This window comes from Xanthomonas sp. DAR 34887 (assembly GCF_041245805.1).
Classification (GTDB): Bacteria; Pseudomonadota; Gammaproteobacteria; order Xanthomonadales; family Xanthomonadaceae; genus Xanthomonas_A; species Xanthomonas_A tesorieronis.
The window spans coordinates 3344666-3370208 of the sequence record NZ_CP162490.1 but is presented as its reverse complement, the minus strand read 5'-3'; the positions used below and the strand labels follow the sequence as shown (position 1 = coordinate 3370208).

21 protein-coding genes and 1 tRNA gene are annotated in these 25543 nt (G+C 69.2%); 20 read left to right on the top strand and 2 right to left on the bottom strand.

Annotated features, from left to right (window positions below):
- Window positions 1-97: 97 nt before the first annotated feature.
- The 3 genes from AB3X08_RS14145 to AB3X08_RS14135 are packed head-to-tail and all read left to right on the top strand — an operon-like array spanning window position 98 to window position 7310.
- The gene (locus AB3X08_RS14145; protein WP_369933321.1) at window positions 98-5449 is read left to right on the top strand and encodes a DNA repair ATPase; all 5352 of its coding nucleotides are present in this window, start codon (window positions 98-100) and stop codon (window positions 5447-5449) included.
- The gene (locus AB3X08_RS14140) at window positions 5446-6165 is read left to right on the top strand and encodes a hypothetical protein (RefSeq protein ID WP_369933319.1); all 720 of its coding nucleotides are present in this window, start codon (window positions 5446-5448) and stop codon (window positions 6163-6165) included. Before AB3X08_RS14145 ends, AB3X08_RS14140 begins: the two co-directional genes overlap by 4 nt.
- A 47-nt stretch (window positions 6166-6212) precedes the next feature.
- On the top strand, window positions 6213-7310 hold the full coding sequence (locus AB3X08_RS14135) for a toxic anion resistance protein (protein WP_369933318.1): 1098 nt from the start codon (window positions 6213-6215) through the stop codon (window positions 7308-7310).
- A gap of 417 nt (window positions 7311-7727) precedes the next feature.
- Here AB3X08_RS14135 and AB3X08_RS14130 read toward each other — a convergent pair whose 3' ends face one another.
- Window positions 7728-8654, bottom strand: coding sequence for a LysR family transcriptional regulator (locus tag AB3X08_RS14130; protein WP_369933316.1), 927 nt, complete (start codon window positions 8652-8654; stop codon window positions 7728-7730).
- A 95-nt stretch (window positions 8655-8749) separates the two neighbouring features.
- Between AB3X08_RS14130 and trpB the strand changes: the two genes are divergently transcribed.
- The 6 genes from trpB to AB3X08_RS14100 all read left to right on the top strand — a co-directional run bounded on the left by trpB (window position 8750) and on the right by AB3X08_RS14100 (window position 14801).
- Window positions 8750-9967: a tryptophan synthase subunit beta gene (trpB, locus tag AB3X08_RS14125; protein ID WP_369933314.1), complete on the top strand. Its 1218-nt coding sequence runs from the start codon at window positions 8750-8752 to the stop codon at window positions 9965-9967.
- 3 nt (window positions 9968-9970) lie between these two features.
- Window positions 9971-10195, top strand: a complete 225-nt coding sequence (locus tag AB3X08_RS14120) for a hypothetical protein (RefSeq protein ID WP_369933313.1) — start codon at window positions 9971-9973, stop codon at window positions 10193-10195.
- Window positions 10196-10225: 30 nt separating this feature from the next.
- Window positions 10226-11029: a tryptophan synthase subunit alpha gene (gene trpA, locus AB3X08_RS14115; RefSeq protein WP_369933312.1), complete on the top strand. Its 804-nt coding sequence runs from the start codon at window positions 10226-10228 to the stop codon at window positions 11027-11029.
- 336 nt (window positions 11030-11365) lie between these two features.
- Window positions 11366-12256 carry an acetyl-CoA carboxylase, carboxyltransferase subunit beta gene (gene accD, locus AB3X08_RS14110; RefSeq protein ID WP_369933310.1) on the top strand — a complete coding sequence of 297 codons (891 nt, stop codon included), beginning with the start codon at window positions 11366-11368 and terminating at the stop codon, window positions 12254-12256.
- Between the two features lie 142 nt (window positions 12257-12398).
- Window positions 12399-13748 (top strand): phosphoglucosamine mutase, encoded by a 1350-nt coding sequence (glmM, locus tag AB3X08_RS14105; protein WP_184411173.1) that lies wholly within the window; start codon window positions 12399-12401, stop codon window positions 13746-13748.
- A 114-nt stretch (window positions 13749-13862) separates the two neighbouring features.
- Window positions 13863-14801, top strand: coding sequence for an isopenicillin N synthase family dioxygenase (locus AB3X08_RS14100; RefSeq protein WP_369933308.1), 939 nt, complete (start codon window positions 13863-13865; stop codon window positions 14799-14801).
- 117 nt (window positions 14802-14918) lie between these two features.
- Here AB3X08_RS14100 and AB3X08_RS14095 read toward each other — a convergent pair whose 3' ends face one another.
- Window positions 14919-15719, bottom strand: a complete 801-nt coding sequence (locus AB3X08_RS14095; RefSeq protein WP_369933306.1) for an SDR family NAD(P)-dependent oxidoreductase — start codon at window positions 15717-15719, stop codon at window positions 14919-14921.
- A gap of 122 nt (window positions 15720-15841) precedes the next feature.
- Here AB3X08_RS14095 and tpiA point away from each other — a divergent pair, with 122 nt between their 5' ends.
- The 11 genes from tpiA to nuoH all read left to right on the top strand — a co-directional run bounded on the left by tpiA (window position 15842) and on the right by nuoH (window position 25541).
- The gene (gene tpiA, locus AB3X08_RS14090) at window positions 15842-16597 is read left to right on the top strand and encodes a triose-phosphate isomerase (protein WP_369933304.1); all 756 of its coding nucleotides are present in this window, start codon (window positions 15842-15844) and stop codon (window positions 16595-16597) included.
- A gap of 66 nt (window positions 16598-16663) precedes the next feature.
- Window positions 16664-17101: a preprotein translocase subunit SecG gene (gene secG, locus AB3X08_RS14085; RefSeq protein ID WP_369933302.1), complete on the top strand. Its 438-nt coding sequence runs from the start codon at window positions 16664-16666 to the stop codon at window positions 17099-17101.
- 48 nt (window positions 17102-17149) lie between these two features.
- A tRNA-Leu gene (locus AB3X08_RS14080) sits at window positions 17150-17234 on the top strand.
- Window positions 17235-17341: 107 nt separating this feature from the next.
- Window positions 17342-17698, top strand: a complete 357-nt coding sequence (locus AB3X08_RS14075) for an NADH-quinone oxidoreductase subunit A (RefSeq protein ID WP_184411167.1) — start codon at window positions 17342-17344, stop codon at window positions 17696-17698.
- The gene (locus AB3X08_RS14070) at window positions 17689-18243 is read left to right on the top strand and encodes a NuoB/complex I 20 kDa subunit family protein (protein WP_064539336.1); all 555 of its coding nucleotides are present in this window, start codon (window positions 17689-17691) and stop codon (window positions 18241-18243) included. Before AB3X08_RS14075 ends, AB3X08_RS14070 begins: the two co-directional genes overlap by 10 nt.
- Before the next feature lie 34 nt (window positions 18244-18277).
- On the top strand, window positions 18278-19027 hold the full coding sequence (locus AB3X08_RS14065) for an NADH-quinone oxidoreductase subunit C (RefSeq protein ID WP_184411166.1): 750 nt from the start codon (window positions 18278-18280) through the stop codon (window positions 19025-19027).
- Window positions 19024-20331: an NADH-quinone oxidoreductase subunit D gene (locus AB3X08_RS14060; RefSeq protein WP_369933300.1), complete on the top strand. Its 1308-nt coding sequence runs from the start codon at window positions 19024-19026 to the stop codon at window positions 20329-20331. The genes AB3X08_RS14065 and AB3X08_RS14060 overlap by 4 nt, the downstream gene beginning before the upstream one ends.
- A complete protein-coding gene (gene nuoE / locus AB3X08_RS14055; RefSeq protein WP_184411164.1) occupies window positions 20328-20855 on the top strand; it encodes an NADH-quinone oxidoreductase subunit NuoE in 528 nt (175 codons plus the stop codon). Before AB3X08_RS14060 ends, nuoE begins: the two co-directional genes overlap by 4 nt.
- A 5-nt stretch (window positions 20856-20860) precedes the next feature.
- The gene (gene nuoF, locus AB3X08_RS14050) at window positions 20861-22204 is read left to right on the top strand and encodes an NADH-quinone oxidoreductase subunit NuoF (RefSeq protein WP_369933298.1); all 1344 of its coding nucleotides are present in this window, start codon (window positions 20861-20863) and stop codon (window positions 22202-22204) included.
- On the top strand, window positions 22201-24453 hold the full coding sequence (gene nuoG / locus AB3X08_RS14045; RefSeq protein WP_369933296.1) for an NADH-quinone oxidoreductase subunit NuoG: 2253 nt from the start codon (window positions 22201-22203) through the stop codon (window positions 24451-24453). The genes nuoF and nuoG overlap by 4 nt, the downstream gene beginning before the upstream one ends.
- The gene (gene nuoH / locus AB3X08_RS14040) at window positions 24450-25541 is read left to right on the top strand and encodes an NADH-quinone oxidoreductase subunit NuoH (RefSeq protein WP_369933294.1); all 1092 of its coding nucleotides are present in this window, start codon (window positions 24450-24452) and stop codon (window positions 25539-25541) included. Before nuoG ends, nuoH begins: the two co-directional genes overlap by 4 nt.
- The last annotated feature ends 2 nt before the right edge of the window (window positions 25542-25543 follow it).

Here is a 25543-nt window from a genome sequence, read left to right as displayed (position 1 = left end):
GCGATCCAGCGGCGGCCGCGTGCCGCCGCACCCCGTTGAGAAGACGGCGCGCGGCGACGCGCGCCGGCCGCATGCAAGCCGGCAGGAGCCGTTGACGATGGCAGCAACCCAATCCCCGACCGATCCGCAGCCCGAGGGCGGCAACGCGTCCCAGGTCGACCAGGCCGTCGCCCAGGGCGGCGCCTACGACGTGCTGCGCCGGCGCCTGGTCGAGCAGGGCGCGCGCCTGCACGAAGCGGTCGAGGCGCTCAATGCGCAGCGCCTGCAGGAATTCGGCGACAGCCGGCTCGAAGTGGTCGGGCGCTTCCGCATCCGCACTGAGAACAACTGCGTCGGCCGCGACATCGTGCAGGTCGGCCAGGACATGCTGCTGTTCGGCTACAACGTGTTCCTCGGGCTCAAGAACCAGACCCGCATCGAGGACGTGTTCGGCCTGTACCGGCTGGTCGAGGGCGCCGACGGCTACGACGTCAGCCCGATCGACGTGGCCGGCAGTTTCCTCGGCCAGCCCGGCTTCGTGCACGATTTCGGCGAGCTGTACGCCTACTACAAGCACGCGCGGCTGCTGCAGCTGATCGTCATCGGCGGCAAGCTGCTGGCGGCGTTCCAGATCGGCGAGCGCAGCGCCGACGTGCGCGTGTTCCGCTGGGCGATCGACAGCGCCGGCGACCTGACCTACATCGACGCGCGCGGCGAGCGCGACATCGCGCTGCCGCCGCCGTTCGATTTCGAATGGACCCGCGCCACCCGCGAGATGGCGGTGAACGGCCGCCATTCGCATCTGAACATCCTCGACACCCTGTTCGTGGAGACCATCGGCGGCGACCTGACCATCAAGGTCGAGAACAACACCGAGACCGGGCAGGGCATCTACAGCGAGCCGGTCGAGGACAAGACCCAGTCGCTGGACGACGCCCAGTTCGATTTCGCGCGGGTCGGCACGCTGGTCCTGCTCAAGGTGTTGCCGTACCGCGAAACGCAATGGCGCGGGCTGATCTACAACACGCTCAGCGGCCGCATCGTGCGCAACGACGCCATCGTGCAGGCCTGCGTGCAGCTGCCCGAGGACCACGGCATCATCTTCCCCGGCGGCTATTACCTGCAGAACGGCGATCACAAGGCGTTCGACGCGGCGATGGACGGCATGCAGTTCAAGCGCGCGATCCGCTCGCCCAACGGCGAGGACGTGCTGTATATCTTCTACGAGCGCGAAGGCGGCAAGTCTGCGCTGTTCGTCTACAACACCATCCGCCGCGCGCTGCAGAACCCGGTGTTCGGCCATGGCTATGCGCTGCTGCAGGACGGGCGCATGGTGCTGTTCCACGCCGAAGGCACCGAGCCGACCCGGATCCATCCGATGCAGGTCTGGCAGACCCCGTTCAGCAGCGACGAATTCGCCGCCAGGCGCGCGCCGGGCAACAGCTTCCTCGGCCGCATCGGCAACGCCGAACTGGTGCGCGGCATCTCCAACCTGTTCGGGCTGGCGCGCGCGATCGAGCACGACGAGGTCTCGGTGCAGCGCTACGAGTTGCTGGTTCAGGACGCGCGACGCCTGTTCGACGCCCACCACTGGCTGGACGACGCGCAGTGCGGCGGTCTCGGCGGCGTGCTGCGCGGCATCAGCGCCACCGGCGAAGCGGTGCTCGACGAATACGAGAAGGTGCTGTCGATCCGCCAGCAGTCCGAGCAGGCGATGGCCGCCGCCGTCGCCGCGCACAAGGCGCTGTTGGCGCGGCTGCAGCCGGAGAACTGGACCAGCATCCAGGAGTTCGTCGAGCCGCTCAATGCCATCGCCGCCCAGCGCGGGCAGTTGCTGACGATCCGCGAATACCGCTACATCGACACCGACGCGATCGACGCGATGGGCGCGGCGCTGCAGCAGGCGCACGATACGGTCGGCGCGGCCACCGGCCGCTTCCTCGGCAGCGAGACCGCGCTGGCGCCGTTGAACGAACGCCTGGCCGAACTGGACGCGGCCGCGCAGGCGGCGGCCACCGCGCGCGCGCTGTCCGAGCAGTTGCAGGCGATGCAGGCGCTGTCCAACGACCTGGACCTGCTTTCCGAACTGATGGCCGGGCTCAAGGTCGACGACGCCAGCGAGCGCACCCGCGTGGTCGAAACCTTGTCCGAAGTCTATGCACGGCTCAACCAGGCGCGCGCGCGCGCCGAGCAGCGGCGCAAGACCCTGGGCTCGGCCGAGACCGTGGCCCAGTTCGCGGCGCAGTTCGCGCTGTTCGGCCAGGCCATCACCAGCGCGCTGTCCTTGTCCACCGATCCCGAGCGCGCCGACGAGCAGCTGTCGCGGTTGCTGCTGCAGTTGGAAGAGCTGGAGAGCCAGTTCGGCGAGCACGAGCAATTCCTCGGCGACATCCTGAGCAAGCGCGAGGAACTGATCGAGGCCTTCGACAGCCACAAGCAGGCCTCGCTCGACGAGCGCCAGCGCAAGGCGCGTTCGCTGCTCGACGCCGCCACCCGCATCCTCGACGGCCTGCCCCGGCGCACCGAACGCTTCGCCACCGCCGACGAACTCAATGCCTTCTTCGCCGGCGATCCGCTGATCCTCAAGCTGCGCGAACTGGCCGAACGCCTGCGCGGCTACCGCGACAGCGTCAAGGCCGACGATGTCGAGGCGCGCCTGAAGGGCGTGCGCGACCAGGCGGTGCGCGCCCTGCGCGACCGCAGCGAGCTGTTCGAATCCGGCGGCAACGTGGTCCGGCTCGGCCCGCGGCACCGCTTCAGCGTCAACACCCAGGTGCTGGATCTGACCCTGTTGCCGCGCGAGGACGGACTGGCCCTGCACCTCACCGGCACCGACTACCTGGAGCCGCTGCACGACGAAGCGCTGGAGGCGACGCGCGCCTACTGGCAGGTGGCGCTGGATTCGGAATCGCCGGACCTGTACCGCGGCGAATACCTGGCCGGCAGCCTGCTGGAATCGGCGCTGGCCGGCCGCGACGGGCTCGACCTGCCGGGCCTGCTGCAGCAGGCGGCCACGCCCGAGGCGCTGGCCCGCAGCGTGCGCGACTTCGCCGCGCCGCGTTATCGCGAAGGCTACGAGCGCGGCATCCACGACCACGACGCCACGCGCATCCTGCAGGCGCTGCTGCCGCTGCACCAGGCGGCCGGCACGCTGGTGCATGCGCCGGCCGCGCGCGCGTTGGCGATGGCGTTCTGGGCCGAGCGCCAGCGCGACGACGCGGTCGCGGCCTGGGTCGCGCGCCAGGCCGGCGCCGATGCGATCTTCCGCCTGTTCGGCGCAAGCGAGGGCCGCCAGGCGCTGCAGGCCAAGATGCAGCAGGCGCTGCAACGCTTCGTCGACGACAGCCTGCTGCCGTTCGATGGCGGCCATGTGGCGGCCGCCGCCGCCTACCTGGGCGCCGAGCTGGCGCTGGGCGAGCCGACCTTCCCGCTCAGCCGCCACGCGCGCGAGTTGCTCGACGCCCTGCATGCGCGCCTGGGCGAGGCCGGCCTGCGCGAAGACTTCGACCGCTCGCTGGAACGCGTGCGCGGCCAGCTCGCTGCCGGCTGGGCCCTGGCCAGCCACTGGTTGCACGGCCTGTGCCAGGATCCGCGCTTCCTCGCCTATGCCGGCTACGTGCCGGAAGCGGTGGCGATCGCGCTGCTGGCGTCGCGGCTGCGCAGCCAGCACAGCGAGGTGCTGCTGATGACCACGGTGGAGGGCTTGCTCGGCGAGCATCCGCGTATCCAGGGCGGCCGCCTGACCATCGCCATCGACGATTTCCTGGCGCGCCTGCACCGCCACGAACAGACCTTCGTGCCCGGCTTCCGCCACTACCAGGCCTTGCGCCAGCAGGTCATCGCGCGCGAACGCGAGCAGTTGCGCCTGTCCGAGTTCAAGGCGCGGCCGCTGTCCTCGTTCGTGCGCAACAAGCTGATCAACGAGGTCTACCTGGGCGTGATCGGCGACAACCTGGCCAAGCAGATGGGCACGGTCGGCGAGAACAAGCGCAGCGACCTGATGGGCCTGCTGCTGATGATCTCGCCGCCGGGCTACGGCAAGACCACGCTGATGGAATACGTGGCCAGCCGCCTGGGCCTGGTCTTCATGAAGATCAACGGCCCGGCGCTGGGGCATGCGGTGCGCTCGCTGGATCCGGCGCAGGCGCCGGACGCCACCTCGCGGCAGGAACTGCTCAAGCTCAACCTGGCGCTGGAGATGGGCAACAACACCATGCTGTATGTCGACGACATCCAGCACACCCATCCGGAATTCCTGCAGAAGTTCATTTCGCTGTGCGACGGTACCCGCCGCATCGAGGGCGTGTGGAAGGGGCGCACCCGCACCTACGACATGCGCGGCAAGAAGTTCTGCGTGGTGATGGCCGGCAATCCGTACACCGAGTCCGGCGAGGTGTTCAAGATTCCGGACATGCTCGCCAACCGCGCCGACGTCTACAACCTCGGCGACGTGCTCGGCGGCATGGAGGAGGCGTTCGTGCTCAGTTACATCGAGAACAGCCTGACCTCCAATCCGGTGCTGGCGCCGCTGGCCACGCGCGATCTGGCCGATCTGTACCTGCTGGTCGAGCGCGCCCGCGGCAAGGAGATTTCCACCAATGCGCTGAGCCACGCCTACAGCGGCGCGGAGATCAACGAGATCGTCGCCACCCTTCAACGCATGCTGCGCGTGCGCGATGTGGTCTACCGGGTCAACCAGCAGTACATCGCCAGCGCCGCGCAGGACGATCGCTACCGCAGCGAGCCGCCGTTCCGGCTGCAGGGCAGCTATCGCAACATGAACAAGCTGGCGGAGAAGATCTCGCCGGTGATGAACGAGGCCGAGCTGCAGCAGCTGATCTCCGACCACTACCTGGGCGAGGCGCAATTGCTGACCAGCGGCGCCGAGGAAAACCTGCTCAAGCTGGCCGAACTGCGCGGCGCGATGAGTGCCGAGCAACTGGCGCGCTGGGAGCAGATCAAGCGCGATTTCCTGCGCAACAAGGCGATGGGCGCCGACGAGGCCGATGTCGGCGGACGCATGGTGGCGCAGCTGGCCGACATCGCCAACGGCCTGCAGGTATTGCGCGCCGAACCGGCGTCGGCGCAGCAGCGCTGGGAGCAGGTGCTGGCGCTGCTGCAGCAGGTGCTGGCCGAGCGCGAGCGTGCGCTGCCGGCACCGGCCGCTGCCGAATCCATTTCGACGCCGCCGCCTGCGTCCACGCCCGCGCCCGAACTGCAGCCCTTGCTGGACGCGTTGGCGCGCTCGCACGAAGGCCATGCCCAGGCCGGGCAAGCGCTCGCGGCGCTGGCCGAGGCGGTGCGCGCCTATCTGCGCGAGCCCGCCACGCCGGCCGCGGCTGCGGTCGCGCCACGCGAGCGCCGTCCGCGCACGCTGGCCGAACGCCAGCTCGACGAGGCCCTCGCGCGGCATTTCTACGGCGAGGCCGGGGCCGCGCGCGACGACGATCCGCAGCCCGGCCCGACGTGAGCACGGACATCGCCCCGGCGCTGCCGCAGCCGCCTGCCGCGCCGCCGGAGCTGGGCGACGCACAGGCCGCGGCGAGCTATGCGGCGCCGTTGCTGGACGCCGTCGGCCAGCTGCTGGCGCCGCGCGATGCGGCAGCCGATAGCGGCGCCGCGTTGGTCCGCGAACTGGAGCATATCCAGCAGGCGCTGCAGGCGCGCGATCCGCAGCGCATCCGCCGCGCCAGCGGTGTGCTCGGGCGCCTGCTCGGACGCGACCTGGAAACGCAGGCCGAGGCCGAAACCCTGAGTGCGCAGTTGGGCGTGGTGCTGTTGCGCGCCGATCGGCATGCGTACGCATTGCAGCAACGCCTGGATGGACATGGCGCGCTGGCCGCTGCAGCGGAGGCCGGCGTCGCCGCGCTCGAACGCTGGATCGTCGCCGTGCCGGCGATGGCCAGCGTCGCGCCACTGGCCGATGCCTGGAGCCGGCGCCTGCAGCACCTGCAACGCCTCGCCGCCGCCTGGCGGCTGGAGGCCGCGCAGTGGCGCCTGCTGCAACAGCAGGGCAACGACCTGCTGCAGCGCTATCGGCATATCCGCGAGGTGTTGCTGCCGGCATGGCGCCAGGCCGAGTCGGCCGTGCAGGCGGCGCATGGCGCGGCCAGCACCACCCGCGCCGCGCAGGCGCAGCAGCGCATCCTGGCCGAAGTCCAGGCGATGCGGGCTAGACTGCGCTGAGCCTGCGACCGAGCCGCCGCGTCCCGCTATCGAAGGAGAGAAGCACGATGACCCAGGAAAACCCGCTGCTGCCGCAGGTTGCGCCGGCCACGCCCGATGCGGCCGAGCTCAAGGCCCTGGGCCTGGTGTCCGAGGATCGCGAGCAGATCGCCGCGCTCGCGCAGGGGCTGCGCGACGTGGCCCCGGGCAGCTTGCACCTGTTCGGCAACGAGGTCGCCGCGCATACCGCCGCGTTCTCCAGCCAGTTGCTGGACCAGGTGCGCAACCGCGATCTCGAAGCCACCGGCGACAAACTCGGCGAGGTGGTGCGGATCGCGCGTGCGCTGAAGCTGGACCAGCTCAGCGAGCGCTCGCGGGTGCCGCTGCTCGGCGGCCTGATCGACCGGCTGCGCGCCTCCAAGGGCGAGCTGGTGCAGAAATTCAGCGACACCAACCGCCAGATCGAACAGTTGCTGCGCGATGTCGGCGCGCAGCAGGCGAGCCTGAGCCAGCGCGTGAGCGAGTTCGATCGCATGCACCAGATGGTGCAGGCCGAACGCCGCGAGCTGGGCCTGCACGTCGCCGCCGGCAAGCTGCGGCTGGCCGAACTGCAGCAGCAACATCTGGCGCTGGCGGGGCAGGACGATCCGCAGGCGCGCGGCCAGCGCGCCGAGATCGACACCGCCCTGCGCCTGCTCGACAAGCGCGTCGGCGACCTGCAGGTGATGCAGCATGCCGCCGACCAGGCGCTGCCGATGATCCGCCTGATCCAGGCCAACGCGCTGCAGTTGATCGAGAAATTCAACACCGTGCGCGACATCACCATCCCGTCGTGGAAGCGCCAGTTCGCGATCCAGCTGTCGCTGAGCGAGCAGCAGAACGCGGCGGCGCTATCCAACGCCATCGACGACGCCACCAACGACATCATGCGGCGCAACGCCGACCTGCTGCGGCAGACCTCGGTGGACACCGCGCGCGCCAACCAGCGCGCGGTGATCGACATGGACACGCTGCGCCACGTGCACGAGCAACTGATCGCCACGGTGGAGGAAGTGCGCGAGATCCATCGCGACGGCATGCAGCAGCGGCGCGTGGCCGAGGTCGAACTGGCGCGGTTGCGCGACGAGCTGCAGCAGCGCCTGGCCGCGCCGACCCCGGCCGGCTGAGGCGGTCGCGTCGGCCGCACGCAGCGGCCGATCGCTTTCGGCCGCCGTCGAACCCTGTAGGAGCGGCTTCAGCCGCGACGGATCGCCGGCTACGCGTGACATGCCAAACCGTCGCCGCTTCGCGTTTCCTGCGCGGTCGCTGCCGCTGGTCGCCGGCAATCCGGCGAAAGAAAAGGCCTAGGGCGCGTCATCAATCCCCAAGCAGATCGCGCCGCTCGTGTGCGTGCACGAGGCAGGCAATAGAAGGCGTGGAGGATGGTTCCATCCGGGGAATGACGTAGCGCCGAGGGCGCGCAAGAGCGGCCCTGCGGGTTGGGCCTGTCAGGCCGCCGGCCGGCGCCGCGCGGCTTGACCTGACCGCCAGTCAGGCGCTGCGCCACGCGGCACCGGCCGGCGACCTGGCAGACCCGACGCGACCTACTCGGGAATCGATGACACGCCCTGGCCGCCGTCCTGCCGCAATTCGCCCGCCAGCCAGCGCGCCAGCGCCGCCACCCGCGGGTCCTGCTGCTCCCGGCGCGTACACAGCGCCCACTCGCCGCCGGTCTCGGCGAAGCCCCACGGCGCCAGCAGGCGGCCGCTGGCCAGGTCGTCGGCGACCAGCGGCTGCGGCGCGATCGCCACGCCGATGCCGGCCAGCGCCGCTTCGAGCAGGTAGTACAGGTGTTCGAAGCCGGTGCCGTAGCGCAGCGCGGCAGGGTCCACGCCATGCGCCTGCGCCCAGGACGGCCACGCCTGCGGGCGCGAGGCGGTGTGCAGTAGCGGCTGCTGCAGCAGCGCCGAGGGCGGGGCGGCGGCCAGCGCCTGCGCCTGCGGCAGGGCCGGGCTGAGCACCGGGCCGATCCGCTCCGGCGCCAGCACGTGCACCTGCCAGCCGTCCGGCCACGGCGCCTGGCCGAGCAGCAGCGCGGCATCCAGCCCGTCCAGATCCGCGCCGAACTCGCCTTCATGCGCGGACAGGTGCAGGGTCAGCTCGGGCAGGTCGCGCTGCAGCGCCTGCAGCCGCGGGATCATCCAGCGCGCCAGGATGCTGCCCGGGCAGCCCAGCACCAGGGCGCTGGCGCGTGCCGGGCGGCGCAGTTCCGCCACCGCGTCCTGCAACTGGGCGAAGGCGCCGCCGGCCGCGTCGCGCAGCCGTTCGCCGGCCGCGGTCGGGCGGATGCCGCGGCCCTCGCGCCGCAGCAGCGCCACGCCCAGTTCCTCTTCCAGCAACCGGATCTGGCGGCTGACCGCGCCGTGGGTGACGTGCAGCTCGGCCGCCGCCCCGCCGACGCTGCGCAGCCGCGCCGCGGCCTCGAACGCGCGCAGGGCATTCAGCGAGGGCAGGCGGCGCAGGCTGGACATGTGAGATTTCCTGACGGATAGGCGCAGACTTTATCGGTTTTTGCCGGGCGACGCGTGCGCTAAAGTGCAGGCCTGTCCTGCTTCCCGTGAGCGCCATGTCTTCCGTCCCCATCAGCGACTTCCACGCCTATCCCGACGCCAACGGCCACTTCGGCCGCTACGGCGGCCGCTTCGTCGCCGAGACCCTGATCGGGCCGTTGCAGGAGCTGGCCGCGGCCTATGACCAGGCGCGCCAGGATCCGGCCTTCATCGCCGAGTACGACAAGGACCTCAAGCACTACGTCGGCCGGCCCAGCCCGATCTACCACGCCGAGCGGCTCAGCCGCGAAGTCGGCGGCGCGCAGATCCTGCTCAAGCGCGAGGACCTGAACCACACCGGCGCGCACAAGATCAACAACACCATCGGCCAGGCGCTGCTGGCCAGCCGCATGGGCAAGACCCGCATCATCGCCGAGACCGGCGCCGGCCAGCACGGCGTGGCCAGCGCCACGGTGGCCGCGCGGCTGGGCCTGGAATGCGTGGTGTACATGGGCGCCACCGACATCGAGCGGCAGAAGATCAACGTCTACCGGATGAAGCTGCTCGGCGCCACGGTGGTGCCGGTGCATTCCGGTTCGGCCACGCTCAAGGATGCGCTCAACGAGGCGATGCGCGACTGGGTGACCAACGTGCGCGACACCTTCTACATCATCGGCACCGTCGCCGGACCGGATCCGTATCCGCGCATGGTGCGCGACTTCAACGCCATCGTCGGCCGCGAGGCGCGCGCGCAGATGCTCGAGGACTACGGCCGCCTGCCGGACGCGATCAGCGCCTGCGTCGGCGGCGGCAGCAACGCCATCGGCCTGTTCCACGCCTTCCTCAACGATCCGGGGGTGAAGATCTACGGCGCCGAAGCGGCCGGCGACGGCATCGCCAGCGGCCGCCACGCCGCCTCGATCGCCGCCGGCCGCCCGGGCGTGCTGCACGGCAACCGCACCTACGTGATCTGCGACGACGACGGCCAGATCACCGAGACCCATTCGGTGTCCGCCGGCCTGGACTACCCGGGCGTCGGCCCCGAGCACGCGTTCCTGTCAGATAGCGGCCGCGCGGTCTACCAGGGCATCAGCGACGACGAGGCGCTGGCCGCGTTCCATCTGCTGGCGCACACCGAGGGCATCCTCGCCGCGCTGGAATCCAGCCATGCGGTGGCGCAATCGATCAAGCTGGCGCGCGACCTGCCCAAGGACGCGCTGGTGCTGTGCAACCTGTCCGGCCGTGGCGACAAGGACGTGCACACCATCGCCGCGCGCGAAGGCGTGCAGGTCTGAGCGATGCGCTGGGTACGCGCGACGCTGATCGCCGAACTCGACACGCCGGGCGAGCAGGCGCTGCTGCTCGACTGGCTGGAGCGCTGGCGCGGCACGCTGCGCGCCTGTTCCGAGAACACCGGCTGCGGCTGTTGCGTGGACAGCTTCGCGGTGGAAGCGCCCGAACCGGCGCTGGCGGAACTGCCTGCGCACATGGTGTCCGCCAGCGCGGCGCCGCCGACCGATTGACCCCCCCTTCTTCCTCAGCTTGGATTTCTCATGCGCCGCATCGACGCCACCTTTGCCCGCCTGCGCACGCACTCGCGCAAGGCCCTGATCCCCTTCCTCACCGCCGGCGATCCTGCGCTGGAGGCGACGGTCCCGGCGATGCATGCGCTGGTCGAGGCCGGCGCCGACATCATCGAGCTCGGCGTGCCGTTCTCCGACCCGATGGCCGACGGCCCCACCATCCAGCGCAGCTCCGAGCGCGCCCTGGCGCGCGGCGCCGGCCTGGCCTACGTGCTGGAGACGGTCAGCGCGTTCCGCCGCGACGACGCCACCACGCCGGTGGTGCTGATGGGCTACCTCAACCCGGTCGAGATCCACGGTACCGCGCGCTTCGCCGAGGAGGCGGTCGCCGCCGGCGTGGACGGCGTGCTGCTGGTCGACCTGCCGCCGGAAGAGTCGGCCGAGACCCTGGCGCTCTTCACCGCGGCCGGGCTGGACCTGATCGTGCTGGCCTCGCCGACCACCAGCGATGCGCGCATCGGCCTGTTGTGCGATGCGGCGCGCGGCTACCTGTACTACGTCAGCTTCGCCGGCGTGACCGGTGCCGACCACCTCGACACGCGCGCCGCCGGCGACCGCCTGCGCCAGTTGCGCGCGCGTTCGGCGGTGCCGGTGGTGGCCGGGTTCGGGATCAAGGACGCCGCCAGCGCCAGGGCCATGGCGGCGGATGCCGACGGCGTGGTGGTCGGCAGCGCGTTGGTCGCGGCGCTGGCCGAGGCGACGACCGCGGAGGCGGTGCGCGAACGCGCGCTGGCGTTCCTGGCGCCGCTGCGGCAGGCGCTGGACCAGGGCTGAGGGCCGTATTCGCCGGCGGTCGATGGCGTCGACGGCAAGGTCGGCACGCGGTTTTCGCTAGGGGTTCGGTTGCGGAGTTTGCTGGGCGAGGGATGGGCTGCAGGTCTCCGCTGCGGCGCCTCCGACCCGTGCCGATCCAGGTGCTTCACCGCACGCAGGCCTTTGCCGGGCGTGCCGTGCGCTCATCGTGTGCCGGCCACGGGCAGGATGTTGCGGCGCGTCAACCGACGCGCTGCTGCGGGCCGGACGATGTCGTTGCGGCGCGATATCTGGCACCGCGCTAGACTGTCGCCCCTTGGCGGCCCGGTGGGCCGCGCGACTGGATCGTCATTCCGCATGAGTTGGCTCAGCAAATTGATGCCCTCCGGCATCCGCACCGATAGCACGCCCAGCAAGAAGCGCAGCGTTCCCGAAGGCCTGTGGGAGAAGTGCCCCAACTGCAGCGCCGTGCTGTACCGGCCGGAGCTGGAGGAGAACCTGGAGGTGTGCCCGAAATGCGGCCACCACATGGCGATCCGCGCGCGCGCTCGCCTGGCCTCGCTGTTCGATCCGGACACCACGCCGACCGAGATCGGCGCGCGCCTGGGACCGACCGACGCGCTGAAGTTCAAGGACCAGAAGAAGTACGGCGAACGCATCAAGATCTCGCAGAAGAGCACCGGCGAGTACGACGCGCTGATCGCGATGCAGGGCCTGCTCAAGGCGCAGCCGCTGGTCGCCGCTTCGTTCGATTTCGCCTTCATGGGCGGCTCGATGGGCTCGGTGGTCGGCGAACGTTTCGCGCTGGCCGCGGAGACCGCGCTGCAGATCGGCGCGCCGTTCGTGTGCTTCTCCGCCAGCGGCGGCGCGCGCATGCAGGAAGGCCTGTTGTCGCTGATGCAGATGGCCAAGACCTCGGCCGCGCTCGGCCGCCTGCGCGAAGCCGGCCTGCCGTACGTGTCGGTGCTGACCCATCCGACCACCGGCGGCGTCTCGGCCAGCTTCGCCATGCTCGGCGACATCAACATCGCCGAGCCGCACGCGCTGATCGGCTTCGCCGGCCCGCGGGTGATCGAGCAGACCGTGCGCGAGACCCTGCCGGAAGGCTTCCAGCGTTCGGAATTCCTGCTCGAGCACGGCGCCATCGACCAGATCTGCGACCGCCGCGAACTGCGCGACCGCCTGTCCGAACTGCTGGCGATGATGATGCGCCAGCCGGCCCCGGCCAAGACCGAGGTGGTGGCGTGAAGGCCGGGAATCGGGAGTCGGGATTCGGGATTCGCGGTCCCGCGCGCGCGATGCATTGCGCGGCAAACGCGCGTTTCCCGCGATCCCTGCAAGTCTCCGGCTTTGACCGAATCCCGAATCCCGAATCCCGAATCCCCGCCGCATGAGCACCCGCAAATACTTCGGCACCGACGGCATCCGCGGCCGGGTCGGGCAGGGCGCCATTTCCGCCGATTTCGTGATGCGCCTGGGCAATGCGCTGGGCCGGGTGCTCGGCGCGGGCGCCGCCGGCACCGCGCGGCCGACGGTGGTGATCGGCAAGGACACGCGCATCTCCGGTTACATGTTCGAATCGGCATTGGAGGCCGGGCTGGTCGCCGCCGGGGTCGACGTGCAGCTGCTCGGGCCGATGCCGACCCCGGCGGTGGCGTTCCTGACCCGCACGCTCGGCGCCGACGCCGGCATCGTCATCAGCGCCTCGCACAACCCGCACTACGACAATGGCATCAAGTTCTTTTCCGCCGAGGGCGAGAAGCTCGACGACGCCACCGAAAGCGCGATCGAAGCCGCGCTCGATGCGCCGTTCGCCACGGTGGAATCCGAGCGCCTGGGCAAGGCGATGCGCGCGCGCGACGCGATCGGCCGCTACATCGAGTTCTGCAAGGCCAGCGTGCCGCGCGGTTTCGACCTGCGCGGGCTGAAGGTGGTGCTGGACTGCGCGCACGGCGCGACCTACCACATCGCGCCGCTGCTGTTTCGCGAGCTGGGCGCCGAGGTGATCGCGATCGGCGCCGCGCCGGACGGGCTCAACATCAACGCCGGGGTCGGCTCGATGCACATCGACAACCTGGCCAGCAACGTGCGCCAGCACGGCGCGCAGCTGGGCATCGCCTTCGACGGCGACGGCGACCGCGTGCTGATGGCCGACGACCAGGGCAACCCGGTCGACGGCGACGACCTGCTGTACGTGCTGGCCTGCGGCTGGCAGGCCAGCGGCCGCCTGCGCGGACCGGTGGTCGGCACGCTGATGACCAACTACGGGCTGGAACAGGCGCTGGCCGCGCTGCAGCTGCCGTTCCTGCGGGTCAAGGTCGGCGACCGCTACGTGCACCAGGCGCTGGTCGAGCACGGCGGCGTGCTCGGCGGCGAGACCTCCGGGCACATGCTGTGCCTGGACCGCGCCACCACCGGCGATGCCATCGTCAGCGCGCTGCAGGTGCTGGAGGTGCTCAAGCGCTCGCGGCAGAGCCTGCGCCAGGCGCTGCAGGGCCTGCGCAAGGTGCCGCAGCAGACCGTCAACGTGCGCCTGCAGCAGGGCGCGCGCCCGGCCGAGGCGGCCAGCGTGCAGGCCGCGCTGGCCGCGGCGCAGGCGGCAGTGCAGGGGCGCGGCCGCGCCTTCCTGCGTCCGTCCGGCACCGAGCCGGTGCTGCGGGTCACGGTCGAGGCCGACGACGCCGCGCTGATGCGCGAGACCCTGGAAAAGCTCGCCGAGGCGGTCCGTGACGCGGCGTGAGTCGATCGCCATCGGCATCGCGGTGGTCATCGCCAAGGCCGCCACCTTCTACCTGCTGTACCGCCTGCTGATCTGATCGCGGCGTCTTTCCCTTTCACGACTACGGTTCCCGCCATGACTGCGCGCATCCCGACCCTGGACATCACCCGCTACGACACGGACCGCGACGCCTTCGTCGCCGAGCTGGGCGCGGCCTACCGCGAGTGGGGCTTCGCCGGCATCCGCAACCACGGCATCGCGCAGGCGCAGATCGATGCGGCCTACGACGTGTTCAAGGCGTTCTTCGCCTTGCCGGAGGAGGTCAAGCGCAAGTACCACGTGCCCGGCAGCGGCGGCGCGCGCGGCTATACCGCGTTCGGCGTGGAAACCGCCAAGGGCTCCAAGCACTTCGACCTGAAGGAGTTCTGGCATATCGGCCGCGAGATCGGCGACGATTCCAAATATCGCGACGTCATGCCGCCGAACCTGTGGCCGAGCGAAGTGCCGGGCTTCCGCGAACATGGCTACGGCCTGTACCAGGCGCTGGACCAGCTCGGCGCGCGCGTGCTGGCGGCGCTGGCGCTGCATATCGGCCTGCCCGAGCACTACTTCGCCGACAAGACCGGTTCGGGCAACGCGATCCTGCGCCCGATCCACTACCCGCCGATCACCGCCGACGACATCCCCAACGTGCGCGCCGGCGCGCACGAGGACATCAACCTGATCACCCTGCTGGTCGGCGCCAGCGCCGCCGGCCTGGAAGTGAAGTCCAAGCAGGGCGAGTGGGTGCCGTTCACCTCCGACGCCGACACCATCGTGGTCAACATCGGCGACATGCTGCAGCGCCTGACCAACCACGTGTACCCCTCGACCACCCATCGCGTGGTCAACCCGCCAGGCGAACAGGCGCGGCAGCCGCGCTACTCGGTGCCGTTCTTCCTGCATCCGAACCCGGATTTCGTCATCGACGTGCTGCCCTCGTGCGTGAGCGCCGACAACCCGAGCCGCTATCCCGAGCCGATCACGGCGCAGGGGTATCTGGAAGAGCGGTTGCGCGAGATCAAGCTCAAGTAGCCGGGATTTGGGATTCGGGATTGGGGATTCGCAAGAGCGGGTTCCGCGTTGGCGTTTGCGTCCGGTGCGTACGTCCTGCCTTTGCGAATCCCTAATTCCGAATCCCCAATCCCGGCTTCACTCCAACGGTCTGATGCGTTGCGAGCCGCGGCGCATCAGGCGCAGCAGCAATGCATTCGGCAGCAGCGTCACCAGGCCCAGTAGCGCCCTGTAGAACGCGCCCGGCACGACCCGCACGCGGCCGTGTTCGGCGCCGTCGATGCCGGCGCGGGCGACCGCGGCGGTCTGCAGCCAGGCCCAGCGCGGCAGCTTGTTCATCTGGTCGCGGGTGCCGGTCACGTCGTGGAATTCGGACCAGGTGAAGCCCGGGCACAGCGCGCAGACGTTGACGCCGCGGTCGGCATTTTCCAGCGCCAGCGATTCGCTGAAGCGCAGCATGAAGCTCTTCGCCGCCGCGTACAGGGTCTGTCCGTCGGCGCCGGGCACCAGGGCGGCGAACGAGGCGACGTTGAGGATGCGGCCCTGGCCGCTGGCGCGCAGCGCCGGCAGCAGGCGCCAGGTCAGTTCGCAGACCGCGCCGACCATCACCTGCAGGAAGGCGGCATGGGTGGCCCAGTCGCTGTCGTGAAAGCGACCCGGCACGCCATAGCCGGCGTTGTTGACCAGGACCCGCACCGCCAGGCCGCGCCGTTCCAGTTCGGCCACCAGCGCCGCCGGCGCCGCCGGGTCGGCCAGGTCGGCGACCACGATCTGCACCGGCACCTGCGCGCGCAGTTCCTCGGCCAGCGCCTGCAGCAGCGGCTCGCGCCGCGCGCTGAGGATCAGCGGCACGCCGCGGCGGGCGTATTCGCGGGCGATCTCGCGGCCGATGCCGCTGGAGGCGCCGGTGATCAGGGCATGGCCGGAAGGCTGGGGCATTGGCGGTCTCGCGGAGGCGGTAGAGGGTGGGGCAGGGCGGACGCGGCGAAGCGGGGCGCCAGCGCCGGGCCTCACCGCGCATCGGCTATCCTTTCGGCACTTTTTCGCCGGAGAACGCGCCGATGCGACGCAAGATCGTAGCCGGAAACTGGAAGCTGCACGGCAACCGCCACTTCGCCACCGCGCTGGTGCGCGAGGTCGCCGCGGGCCTGCCCGCCGACGGCGTGGAGGTGGTGATCCTGCCGCCGCTGCCGTACCTGGGCGACCTGATCGAGGATTTCGAAGGCCACGCGCTGCGCTTCGGCGCGCAGGACGTGAGCAGCAACGAGAAGGGCGCCTACACCGGCGAGGTGTCAGCGGCGATGCTGGTCGATGTCGGTGCCGAGTACGGGCTGGTCGGGCATTCGGAGCGGCGCCAGTACCATTACGAGAGCAGCGAGCTGGTCGCGCGCAAGTTCGCCGCGGCGCTGCATGCCGGGCTGATCCCGATCCTGTGCGTGGGCGAGACCCTGGAACAGCGCGAGGCCGGCCAGACTGAATCGGTCATCGCCGCGCAGTTGGCGCCGGTGCTGGCGCTGGTCGGCGCGCAGGGCTTCGCCCAGGCCGTGGTCGCCTACGAGCCGGTGTGGGCGATCGGCACCGGGCGCACCGCCAGCCCGGCCCAGGCGCAGGCGGTGCACGCCTTCATCCGTGGCGAAGTGGCCGCCCACGATGCTAGAATCGCTGATTCGCTGCCGCTCCTGTATGGGGGCAGCGTCAAGCCCGACAACGCCGCCGAGCTGTTCGCGCAGCCGGATGTCGATGGCGGGCTGGTCGGCGGCGCTTCCCTGGTCGCCCATGAATTCCTGGCCATCGCGCGAGCGGCGGCCGCCCGTTAACCGAACGGTCGCCGCGCTGGCGCCCGCTCGCTACTCAACGTCGCAACTGTCCGGACGGATTTCGAAATGCTGATGGTCATCCTCAATGTGGTCTATGTGCTGGTGGCGATCGCGATGATCGCGCTGATCCTGATGCAGCGCGGTTCCGGCGCGGCGGCGGGGTCGGGCTTCGGCGCGGGTGCGTCCGGCACCGTGTTCGGATCGCGCGGCGCGTCCAACTTCCTGTCCAAGTCGACCAAGTGGCTGGCGGTGGTTTTCTTCGGCATCAGCCTGTTCATGGCCTGGTATGCCGGCCACAGCGCGCGCCCGGCCGCGGACGCCAACCTCGGCGTGATGTCGCAGGCCGCGACCCCGGCGCCGGCTGCCCCGGCCGGCGAACTGCAGATTCCGCAGGCCCCGGCGGCGACCGCGCCGGCCGTCGCCGCGCCTGCCGCTGCGGTGCCCGCGCAGCCTGCGCCGGAAAATGCACAACAAAAGTCGCCTGCCCCATCGCAGAAAGACTGAAGACGGTTACAATATGTTGCGCGGCGGGATGCCGCGCGCGATACGCAAGCCCAGGTGGCGGAATTGGTAGACGCACTACCTTGAGGTGGTAGCGACTTAGGTCGTAGGGGTTCGAGTCCCCTCTTGGGCACCATTGTTTGGCTACGGTTTCTGCGCAGGGACGTCACGTCCCTGTGGTGAAAATCGTCTATCCCATGCCTGCGCGGCACGCGCGCGGGCACAGGCAAGAGAGAATTGCGAGTGCTGGCCGAATATTTGCCCTCCCTACTGTTTCTGATCGTGGCCACCGGAATCGGCGTCGCGCTGATGCTGGTGGGGCGGTTCCTCGGTCCCCGGCGTCCCGACCTGAAGAAGCTCTCGCCGTACGAGTGCGGCTTCGAGGCCTTCGAGGACGCGCGCATGAAGTTCGACGTGCGCTACTACCTGATCGCGATCCAGTTCATCGTCTTCGATCTGGAAATCATCTTCATCGTGCCGTGGACGCAGGTGTTCATGGACCTGGGCGCTCGCTCCCTGGTCACCATGGGCCTGTTCGTCGGCATGCTTTTCCTCGGTTTTATCTACGTGTGGAAGAAGGGAGCGCTGGAATGGGAGTGATTCAGACCCTGGATCGCCTGATGACCAACCCGATCCCGGAAGGGCGGGTCGACGACATCCTGCGTCCCGAAGGCGAGAACCCGTTGCTCGACAAGGGCTACGTGACCACCAGCGTCGATGCGCTGCTGAACTGGGCGCGCACCGGCTCGATGTGGCCGATGACCTTCGGCCTGGCCTGTTGCGCGGTCGAAATGATGCACGCCGGCGCCGCGCGGCTGGACCTGGACCGCTACGGCGTGGTGTTCCGCCCGTCGCCGCGCCAGTCCGACGTGATGATCGTCGCCGGCACCCTGGTCAACAAGATGGCCCCGGCGCTGCGCAAGGTCTACGACCAGATGCCCGACCCGAAGTGGGTGATCTCGATGGGCAGCTGCGCCAACGGCGGCGGCTACTACCACTATTCGTATTCGGTGGTGCGCGGCTGCGACCGCATCGTGCCGGTGGACATCTACGTCCCGGGCTGCCCGCCGACCGCCGAAGCGCTGGTCTACGGCATCTTGCAGCTGCAGAAGAAGATCTGGCGAACCCAGACCATCGCGCGCTGATTCCTCTTACTTCTTAAGAGCACGCCAAGCCCCCATGGCAGAGCAAGCATCTTCCTTTAGCGACCGACTCGGCGCCCGTTTCCCCGGCAGCCAGGTGTTCGTGGTCCTCCCGCGTGGCGAAGTCACCCTGGAAGTGCCGGCCGACGCCTGGCACGCCACCTGCCTGGCGCTGCGCGACGAGTTCGGTTTCGAACAATTGTCCGACCTGTGCGGCGTGGACTACTTGGGCTACGGCAGCGACGAGTGGGACACCGACGACGTATCGTCGCAGGGTTTCAGCCGCGGCGTGGAAGGCAAGGGCATGGGCCGCTTCGCCTGGGGCGAGTTCCCCAGCGGCGAAACCGCCGGCGACATCCAGCCGTTGCCGGTGCCGCAGCAGCGCTACGCGGTGCTCGCGCAGCTGATCTCCTATCGCCACAACCAGCGCCTGCGCGTGCGTTGCTATGCGCCGAACGAAGACCTTCCGGTGGTGGCGTCGGTCACCGACATCTGGCCGGGCGCGAACTGGTTCGAGCGCGAGGCGTTCGACCTGTTCGGCGTGGTCTTCGCCGGCCACCCGGACCTGCGCCGCATCCTCACCGACTACGGTTTCGTCGGCCATCCGTTCCGCAAGGATTTCCCGCTGATCGGCAACGTCGAAGTGCGTTACGACGAAGCCAAGCAGCGCGTGGTCTACGAGCCGGTGACCTCGGTCGAGCCGCGCGTCGGCGTGCCGCGCGTGATCCGCGACGATGCGCGCTACCAGACCGCCGCGGGCGAAGCATTCAAGGAGCCCGCCAAGTGAGCGAGTACCACCAGGCGCACGACGCCTTCGCCAGCAACCCTGCCGAGAGCAAGCAGGAGATCCGCAACTACACCATGAACTTCGGCCCGCAGCATCCGGCCGCGCATGGCGTGCTGCGCCTGATCCTGGAAATGGACGGCGAGACCGTGGTCCGCGCCGATCCGCATATCGGCCTGCTGCACCGTGGCACCGAGAAGCTGGCCGAGTCCAAGCCGTTCAACCAGTCGATCGGCTACATGGACCGCCTCGACTACGTGTCGATGATGTGCAACGAGCACGCCTACGTGCGCGCGATCGAGACCCTGATGGGGATCGAGGCGCCGGAGCGTGCGCAGTACATCCGCACCATGTTCGACGAGATCACCCGCATCCTGAACCACCTGATGTGGGTCGGTTCCAACGGCCTGGACCTGGGCGCGATGGCGGTGATGTTGTACGCGTTCCGCGAGCGCGAAGAGCTGATGGACTGCTACGAGGCGGTCTCCGGCGCGCGCATGCACGCGACCTATTACCGGCCCGGCGGCGTCTACCGCGACCTGCCGGACCGCATGCCCAAGTACAAGGAATCGCGCTGGCACAAGGGCAACGCGCTGAAGCGGCTCAACGCCGCGCGCGAGGGCTCGCTGCTCGACTTCCTGGAAGACTTCACCAGCACCTTCCCGGGCCGCGTCGACGAATACGAGACCCTGCTCACCGACAACCGCATCTGGAAGCAGCGCACCGTCGGCATCGGCGTGGTCACCCCGGAGCAGGCCTATGCCTGGAGCATGACCGGCGCGATGCTGCGCGGCTCGGGCATCGAATGGGACCTGCGCAAGAAGCAGCCTTACGCCAAGTACGACGCGGTGGATTTCGACATCCCGGTCGGCACCAACGGCGACTGCTACGACCGCTATCTGGTGCGCGTGGCCGAGATGCGCGAATCCAACCGCATCATCCAGCAATGCGTGAAGTGGCTGAAGGCCAACCCCGGCCCGGTGATGGTCGAGAACTTCAAGGTCGCCCCGCCCAAGCGCGCCGACATGAAGGACGACATGGAAGCGTTGATCCATCACTTCAAGTTGTTCAGCGAAGGCTATTGCGTGCCGGCCGGCGAGACCTATTGCGCGGTCGAGGCGCCCAAGGGCGAGTTCGGCTGCTACCTGGCGTCCGACGGCGCCAACAAGCCGTTCCGCGTGCATCTGCGCGCGCCGGGCTTCGCCCATCTGTCCTCGATGGACGCGATCGTGCGCGGGCACATGCTGGCCGACGTGGTGGCGATGATTGGTACCTATGATCTGGTGTTTGGTGAGGTCGACCGATGAAGGCGACAGGTAATTTCGAAGCGGCGCGCGACGTCGATCCGATGGTGGTGCTGAGCGACAAGACGCGCGCGCACATCGATCACTGGCTGGCCAAGTTCCCGCCGGACCGCAAGCGTTCGGCCGTGCTGCAGGGCCTGCACGCCGCGCAGGAGCAGAACCAGGGCTGGCTGACCGACGAGCTGATCGCCGGCGTGGCCAAGTACCTGGAGCTGCCGCCGGTGTGGGCCTACGAGGTCGCCAGCTTCTACTCGATGTTCGAGACCGAGAAGGTCGGCCGCAACAACGTCGCCTTCTGCACCAACATCAGCTGCTGGCTCAACGGCGCCGAAGACCTGGTCGCGCACGCGGAGAAGAAGCTCGGTTGCAAGCTGGGCCAGTCCACCGCCGACGGCCGCGTCTACCTCAAGCGCGAAGAAGAATGCCTGGCCGGCTGCGCCGGCGCGCCGATGATGGTGATCAACGGCCACTATCACGAGCACTTGACCAAGGACAAGGTCGACGCGCTGCTGGACGGGTTGGAGTAACGGCAATGGCACAGCATCCCCACGCTCCCACCGGTCCGGTCGGCCCTGCGCCGCTGCCGCACCAGGTGGTGTACACCACGCTGCACTACGACACCCCGTGGTCGTACGAGAGCTACCTGAAGACCGGTGGCTACGCCGCCCTGCGCAAGATCCTCGAAGAGAAGATCGCGCCGGAGCAGGTGATCGAGATGGTCAAGCAGTCGAACCTGCGCGGCCGCGGCGGCGCCGGTTTCCCGACCGGCCTGAAGTGGTCGTTCATGCCCAAGGGCGCGCCGCAGAAGTACATCCTGTGCAACTCGGACGAATCCGAGCCGGGTACCTGCAAGGACCGCGACATCCTGCGCTACAACCCGCATTCGGTGGTGGAAGGCATGGCCATCGCCTGCTACGCCACCGGCAGCACGGTCGGCTACAACTACCTACGCGGCGAATTCCACCACGAGCCGTTCGAGCACTTCGAGCAGGCCCTGGCGGACGCCTACGCCAACGGCTGGCTGGGCAAGAACGTGCTCGGCAGCGGCGTGGACATCGACATCTACGGCGCGCTGGGCGCCGGCGCCTACATCTGCGGCGAAGAGACCGCGCTGATGGAATCGCTGGAAGGCAAGAAGGGCCAGCCGCGCTACAAGCCGCCGTTCCCGGCCAACTTCGGGCTGTACGGCAAGCCGTCGACGATCAACAACACCGAGACCTACGCGTCGGTGCCGGCGATCATCCGCAACGGCCCGGAATGGTTCCTGGGGCTGAGCAAGACCAAGAACGGCGGGCCGAAGATCTTCTCGGTCTCCGGCTGCGTGCAGAAGGGCGGCAACTTCGAGGTGCCGCTGGGCACCACCTTCGACGAACTGCTGGAAATGGCCGGCGGGCTGAAGCCGGGCCGCACCCTCAAGGGCGCGATTCCGGGCGGCGTGTCTATGCCGGTGCTGAAGGCCGAGCAGCTCAAAGACCTGCAGATGGACTACGACACCCTGCGCGCGCTGGGCACCGGCCTGGGCTCGGGCGCGATCGTGGTGCTCGACGACAGCGTGTGCTGCGTCAAGTTCGCCTGCCGCATCTCGCAGTTCTTCCACAAGGAATCCTGCGGCCAGTGCACCCCGTGCCGCGAGGGCACCGGCTGGATGCACCGCGTGCTCGAGCGCATCGTCGCCGGCAAGGCGACGATGGACGACCTGCACCAGTTGAGGACGGTGGCCGGCCAGATCGAAGGCCACACCATCTGCGCGTTCGGTGAAGCGGCGGCATGGCCCATCCAGGGTTTCCTGCGCCAGTTCTGGGACGAATTCGAGTACTACATCGTCAACGGTCATTCGATGGTTGACGGCAAGAAGGTGGAGGCAGCCGCCGCATGAGCGCGCAACCCAACAATCCTGGCGCGACCCCGGCCGTGGTGCCGGAGGGACATGTGACCGTCGAGATCGACGGCCAGTCCCTGGTCGTGCCCAAGGGTTCGATGATCATCCAGGCCGCCGACAAGGCCGGCATTCCGATCCCGCGCTTCTGCTACCACGAGAAGCTGCCGATCGCGGCCAACTGCCGCATGTGCCTGGTCGATGTGGAGAAGTCGCCGAAGCCGTCGCCCGCCTGCGCCACGCCGGTGATGGACGGCATGAAGGTGCAGACCCGCAGCGACAAGGCGCTGAAGTACCAGCGCAGCGTGATGGAGTTCCTGCTGATCAACCACCCGCTGGACTGCCCGATCTGCGATCAGGGCGGCGAGTGCGAACTGCAGGACGTCTCGCTGGGCTACGGCCGTTCGGTCAGCCGCTTCAACGAGCGCAAGCGCGTGGTGCCGGACGAGGACATCGGTCCGCTGGTCGCCACCGAGATGACCCGCTGCATCCAGTGCACGCGCTGCGTGCGCTTCACCGCGGACATCGCCGGCACCTACGAGCTGGGCGGCATGTACCGCGGCGAGAACCTGCAGATCGGCACCTACGACGGCAAGCCGCTGACCACCGAGCTGTCGGGCAATGTCATCGACGTGTGCCCGGTCGGCGCGCTGACCAACAAGGTGTTCCAGTTCCGCGCGCGTCCGTGGGAACTGACCGCGCGCGAATCGCTCGGCTACCACGACGCGATGGGCTCCAACCTGTTCCTGCACGTGCGCCGCGGCGAAGTGCTGCGCACCGTGCCGCGCGACAACGAAGCGGTCAACGAGTGCTGGCTGTCCGACCGCGACCGCTATTCGCATCAGGGCCTGTACGCCGCCGATCGCGCCGTGCGGCCGCTGCGCAAGATCGATGGCCAGTGGCAGGAAGTGTCCTGGGCCGATGGCCTGGCCGCCGCCGCCGACATCCTGAAGAGCAACCGCGGCGACGCGCTGGGCGTGCTCGCGCACCCGGCCACCTCGAACGAGGAAGGCGCCTTGCTGGCGCGCCTGGCCGATGGCCTGGGCAGCGGCAACCTAGATCACCGCATCGGCAACCGCGATTTCTCCGACGCCGCCGTGGCCGAACCGTTCGCGGTGCCGCTGGCGCAGATCGAGCAGGCCGACGTGATCGTGGTGCTGGGCAGCAACCTGCGCCATGAGCTGCCGCTGCTGCACGCGCGCATCCGCAAGGCGCGCATGCAGCGCCAGGCGCGCGTGTATTCGATCAATCCGGTCGATTTCGATTTCACCTTCGACCAGGCCGGCAAGCAGATCGTGGCCCCGTCCGGCTTCGCCGCCGCGCTCGCCGATGCGGCGCTGCGCGAGGCGGTGCAGGGCGCGGCCGGACGCGCGGTGCTGATCGTCGGCGCGCTGGTCGAGACCCATCCGCAGGCAGCCGCGCTGCGCGCCGCCGCGCGCGACTTCGCGACCGCCACCGGCGCGGCGCTGTGCCGCATCCCGCAGGGCGCCAATGCGGTCGGCCTGGCCAAGCTGGGCGTGCTGCCGAGCGCGCGCGACGTGGCCGGCATGTTCGCCGAGCCGCGCAGCGCCTACGTGCTGTACGGCATCGAGCCGGGCCTGGACTTCGCCGATGCCGGCGCCGCGCGCGCCGCGCTGGCCGGGGCCAAGGTGGTGGCGTTCAGCCAGTTCGCCTGCGCCTCCACCCGTGACGTCGCCGACGTGATCCTGCCGATCGGCGCGCTGCCGGAGATCGACGCGACGCTGACCAATCTGGACGGCGTCGAACAGCTGGCGCGTGCCGCCGGCAAGCTGCCGGACCAGGCGCGCGAAGGCTGGCGGGTGCTGCGCGCGCTCGGCGGCGAACTGCAGCTGGCCGGCTTCGACTTCACCGACCTGGCCGGCCTGCGTGCCGGCGTGCAGCCGCGCAGCGTGAGCCTGCGCGGTTCGGCGCAAGCCGCCGCGGCGGGCGAGGGCATCGAAGTGGCGGCGACGCCGGCGATCTACCGCACCGATGCGGTGGTGCGCCGTGCGCCTGCGCTGCAGTCGCATCCGCTCAACGATGCGCCGGCGATCCGCCTGCATCCCGAGCACGCCGCGCAACTGGGCGTGGCCGCCGGGCAGGTGGTCAAGGTCGGCAACGCCGTCGGCAACGCGACGCTGCCGGTGGTGCTGGATCCGCGGGTCGCGGTAGGGGTGGCCTGGATCGAATCCGGGCATGGTGCGACGGCGCCGATCGGTGCCGGCCGGGTAACGGTGGTGGCTGCATGAACGAGATGCTGTTGAACGTGGTCGATCCGCTGCACCAGTGGTTCGTCGGCCTGGGCGCGATCGGCGTGGTCCTGTGGATCGTGCTGAAGATCCTGCTGATCGCCATGCCGGTGATCATTTCGGTGGCGTTCTACGTGGTCTGGGAGCGCAAGCTGATCGGCTGGATGCACGTGCGCCACGGGCCGATGTACGTGGGCATGGGCATCTTCCAGGCCTTCGCCGACGTGTTCAAACTGCTGTTCAAGGAAATCATCCAGCCCAGCAGTTCGCACAAGGCGATGTTCGTGATCGCGCCGCTGATCACCCTGGCGCCGGCGTTCGCGGCCTGGGCGGTGGTGCCGTTCGACGCCAAGCTGGTGCTGTCCAACGCCAACGCCGGCCTGCTGTACCTGCTGGCGATGACCTCGCTGGGCGTGTACGGCATCATCCTGGCCGGCTGGGCGTCCAACTCCAAGTACGCGTTCCTGGGCGCGATGCGCTCGGCCGCGCAGGTGGTCAGCTACGAGATCGCGATGGGCTTCGCCCTGGTCGGCGTGATGATCGCCGCCGGCAGCCTGAACCTGAGCACGATCGTGCAGGCGCAGGCCGGCAGTTCCGGGTTCTTCGACTGGTTCCTGATCCCGCTGTTCCCGCTGTTCATCGTGTACTGGGTGTCCGGCGTGGCCGAGACCAACCGCGCGCCGTTCGACGTGGTCGAAGGCGAATCGGAAATCGTCGCCGGGCACATGGTCGAATATTCGGGCGGCGCGTTCGCGCTGTTCTTCCTGGCCGAATACGCCAACATGATCCTGGTCAGCTTCCTGGTCTCGATCTTCTTCCTGGGCGGCTGGCTGAGCCCGATCCAGGGCTGGGTGACCGCGGACATCTCGCCGTGGGTCAACTGGATCTGGACCGGCGGCTGGCCGTGGCTGCTGATGAAGGTGTTGTTCTTCGCCAGCGCCTACATCTGGTTCCGCGCCAGCTTCCCGCGCTACCGCTACGACCAGATCATGCGGCTGGGCTGGAAGGTGTTCATCCCGCTGACGATCGTGTGGATCGCGGTGACGGCATTGATGGTGTTCTACGGTGTGATCCACAAGGGCGTGTAAGC

Excerpts from the sequence above, each read along its gene's own strand:
- AB3X08_RS14145 (WP_369933321.1), top strand. The coding sequence starts at position 98 with ATGGCAGCAACCCAATCCCCGACCGATCCGCAGCCCGAGGGCGGCAAC.
- AB3X08_RS14135 (WP_369933318.1), top strand. The coding sequence starts at position 6,213 with ATGACCCAGGAAAACCCGCTGCTGCCGCAGGTTGCGCCGGCCACGCCC.
- AB3X08_RS14130 (WP_369933316.1), bottom strand. The coding sequence starts at position 8,654 with ATGTCCAGCCTGCGCCGCCTGCCCTCGCTGAATGCCCTGCGCGCGTTC.
- trpB (WP_369933314.1), top strand. The coding sequence starts at position 8,750 with ATGTCTTCCGTCCCCATCAGCGACTTCCACGCCTATCCCGACGCCAAC.
- AB3X08_RS14120 (WP_369933313.1), top strand. The coding sequence starts at position 9,971 with ATGCGCTGGGTACGCGCGACGCTGATCGCCGAACTCGACACGCCGGGC.
- trpA (WP_369933312.1), top strand. The coding sequence starts at position 10,226 with ATGCGCCGCATCGACGCCACCTTTGCCCGCCTGCGCACGCACTCGCGC.
- accD (WP_369933310.1), top strand. The coding sequence starts at position 11,366 with ATGAGTTGGCTCAGCAAATTGATGCCCTCCGGCATCCGCACCGATAGC.
- glmM (WP_184411173.1), top strand. The coding sequence starts at position 12,399 with ATGAGCACCCGCAAATACTTCGGCACCGACGGCATCCGCGGCCGGGTC.
- AB3X08_RS14100 (WP_369933308.1), top strand. The coding sequence starts at position 13,863 with ATGACTGCGCGCATCCCGACCCTGGACATCACCCGCTACGACACGGAC.
- AB3X08_RS14095 (WP_369933306.1), bottom strand. The coding sequence starts at position 15,719 with ATGCCCCAGCCTTCCGGCCATGCCCTGATCACCGGCGCCTCCAGCGGC.
- tpiA (WP_369933304.1), top strand. The coding sequence starts at position 15,842 with ATGCGACGCAAGATCGTAGCCGGAAACTGGAAGCTGCACGGCAACCGC.
- secG (WP_369933302.1), top strand. The coding sequence starts at position 16,664 with ATGCTGATGGTCATCCTCAATGTGGTCTATGTGCTGGTGGCGATCGCG.
- AB3X08_RS14070 (WP_064539336.1), top strand. The coding sequence starts at position 17,689 with ATGGGAGTGATTCAGACCCTGGATCGCCTGATGACCAACCCGATCCCG.
- AB3X08_RS14065 (WP_184411166.1), top strand. The coding sequence starts at position 18,278 with ATGGCAGAGCAAGCATCTTCCTTTAGCGACCGACTCGGCGCCCGTTTC.
- nuoE (WP_184411164.1), top strand. The coding sequence starts at position 20,328 with ATGAAGGCGACAGGTAATTTCGAAGCGGCGCGCGACGTCGATCCGATG.
- nuoF (WP_369933298.1), top strand. The coding sequence starts at position 20,861 with ATGGCACAGCATCCCCACGCTCCCACCGGTCCGGTCGGCCCTGCGCCG.
- nuoG (WP_369933296.1), top strand. The coding sequence starts at position 22,201 with ATGAGCGCGCAACCCAACAATCCTGGCGCGACCCCGGCCGTGGTGCCG.
- nuoH (WP_369933294.1), top strand. The coding sequence starts at position 24,450 with ATGAACGAGATGCTGTTGAACGTGGTCGATCCGCTGCACCAGTGGTTC.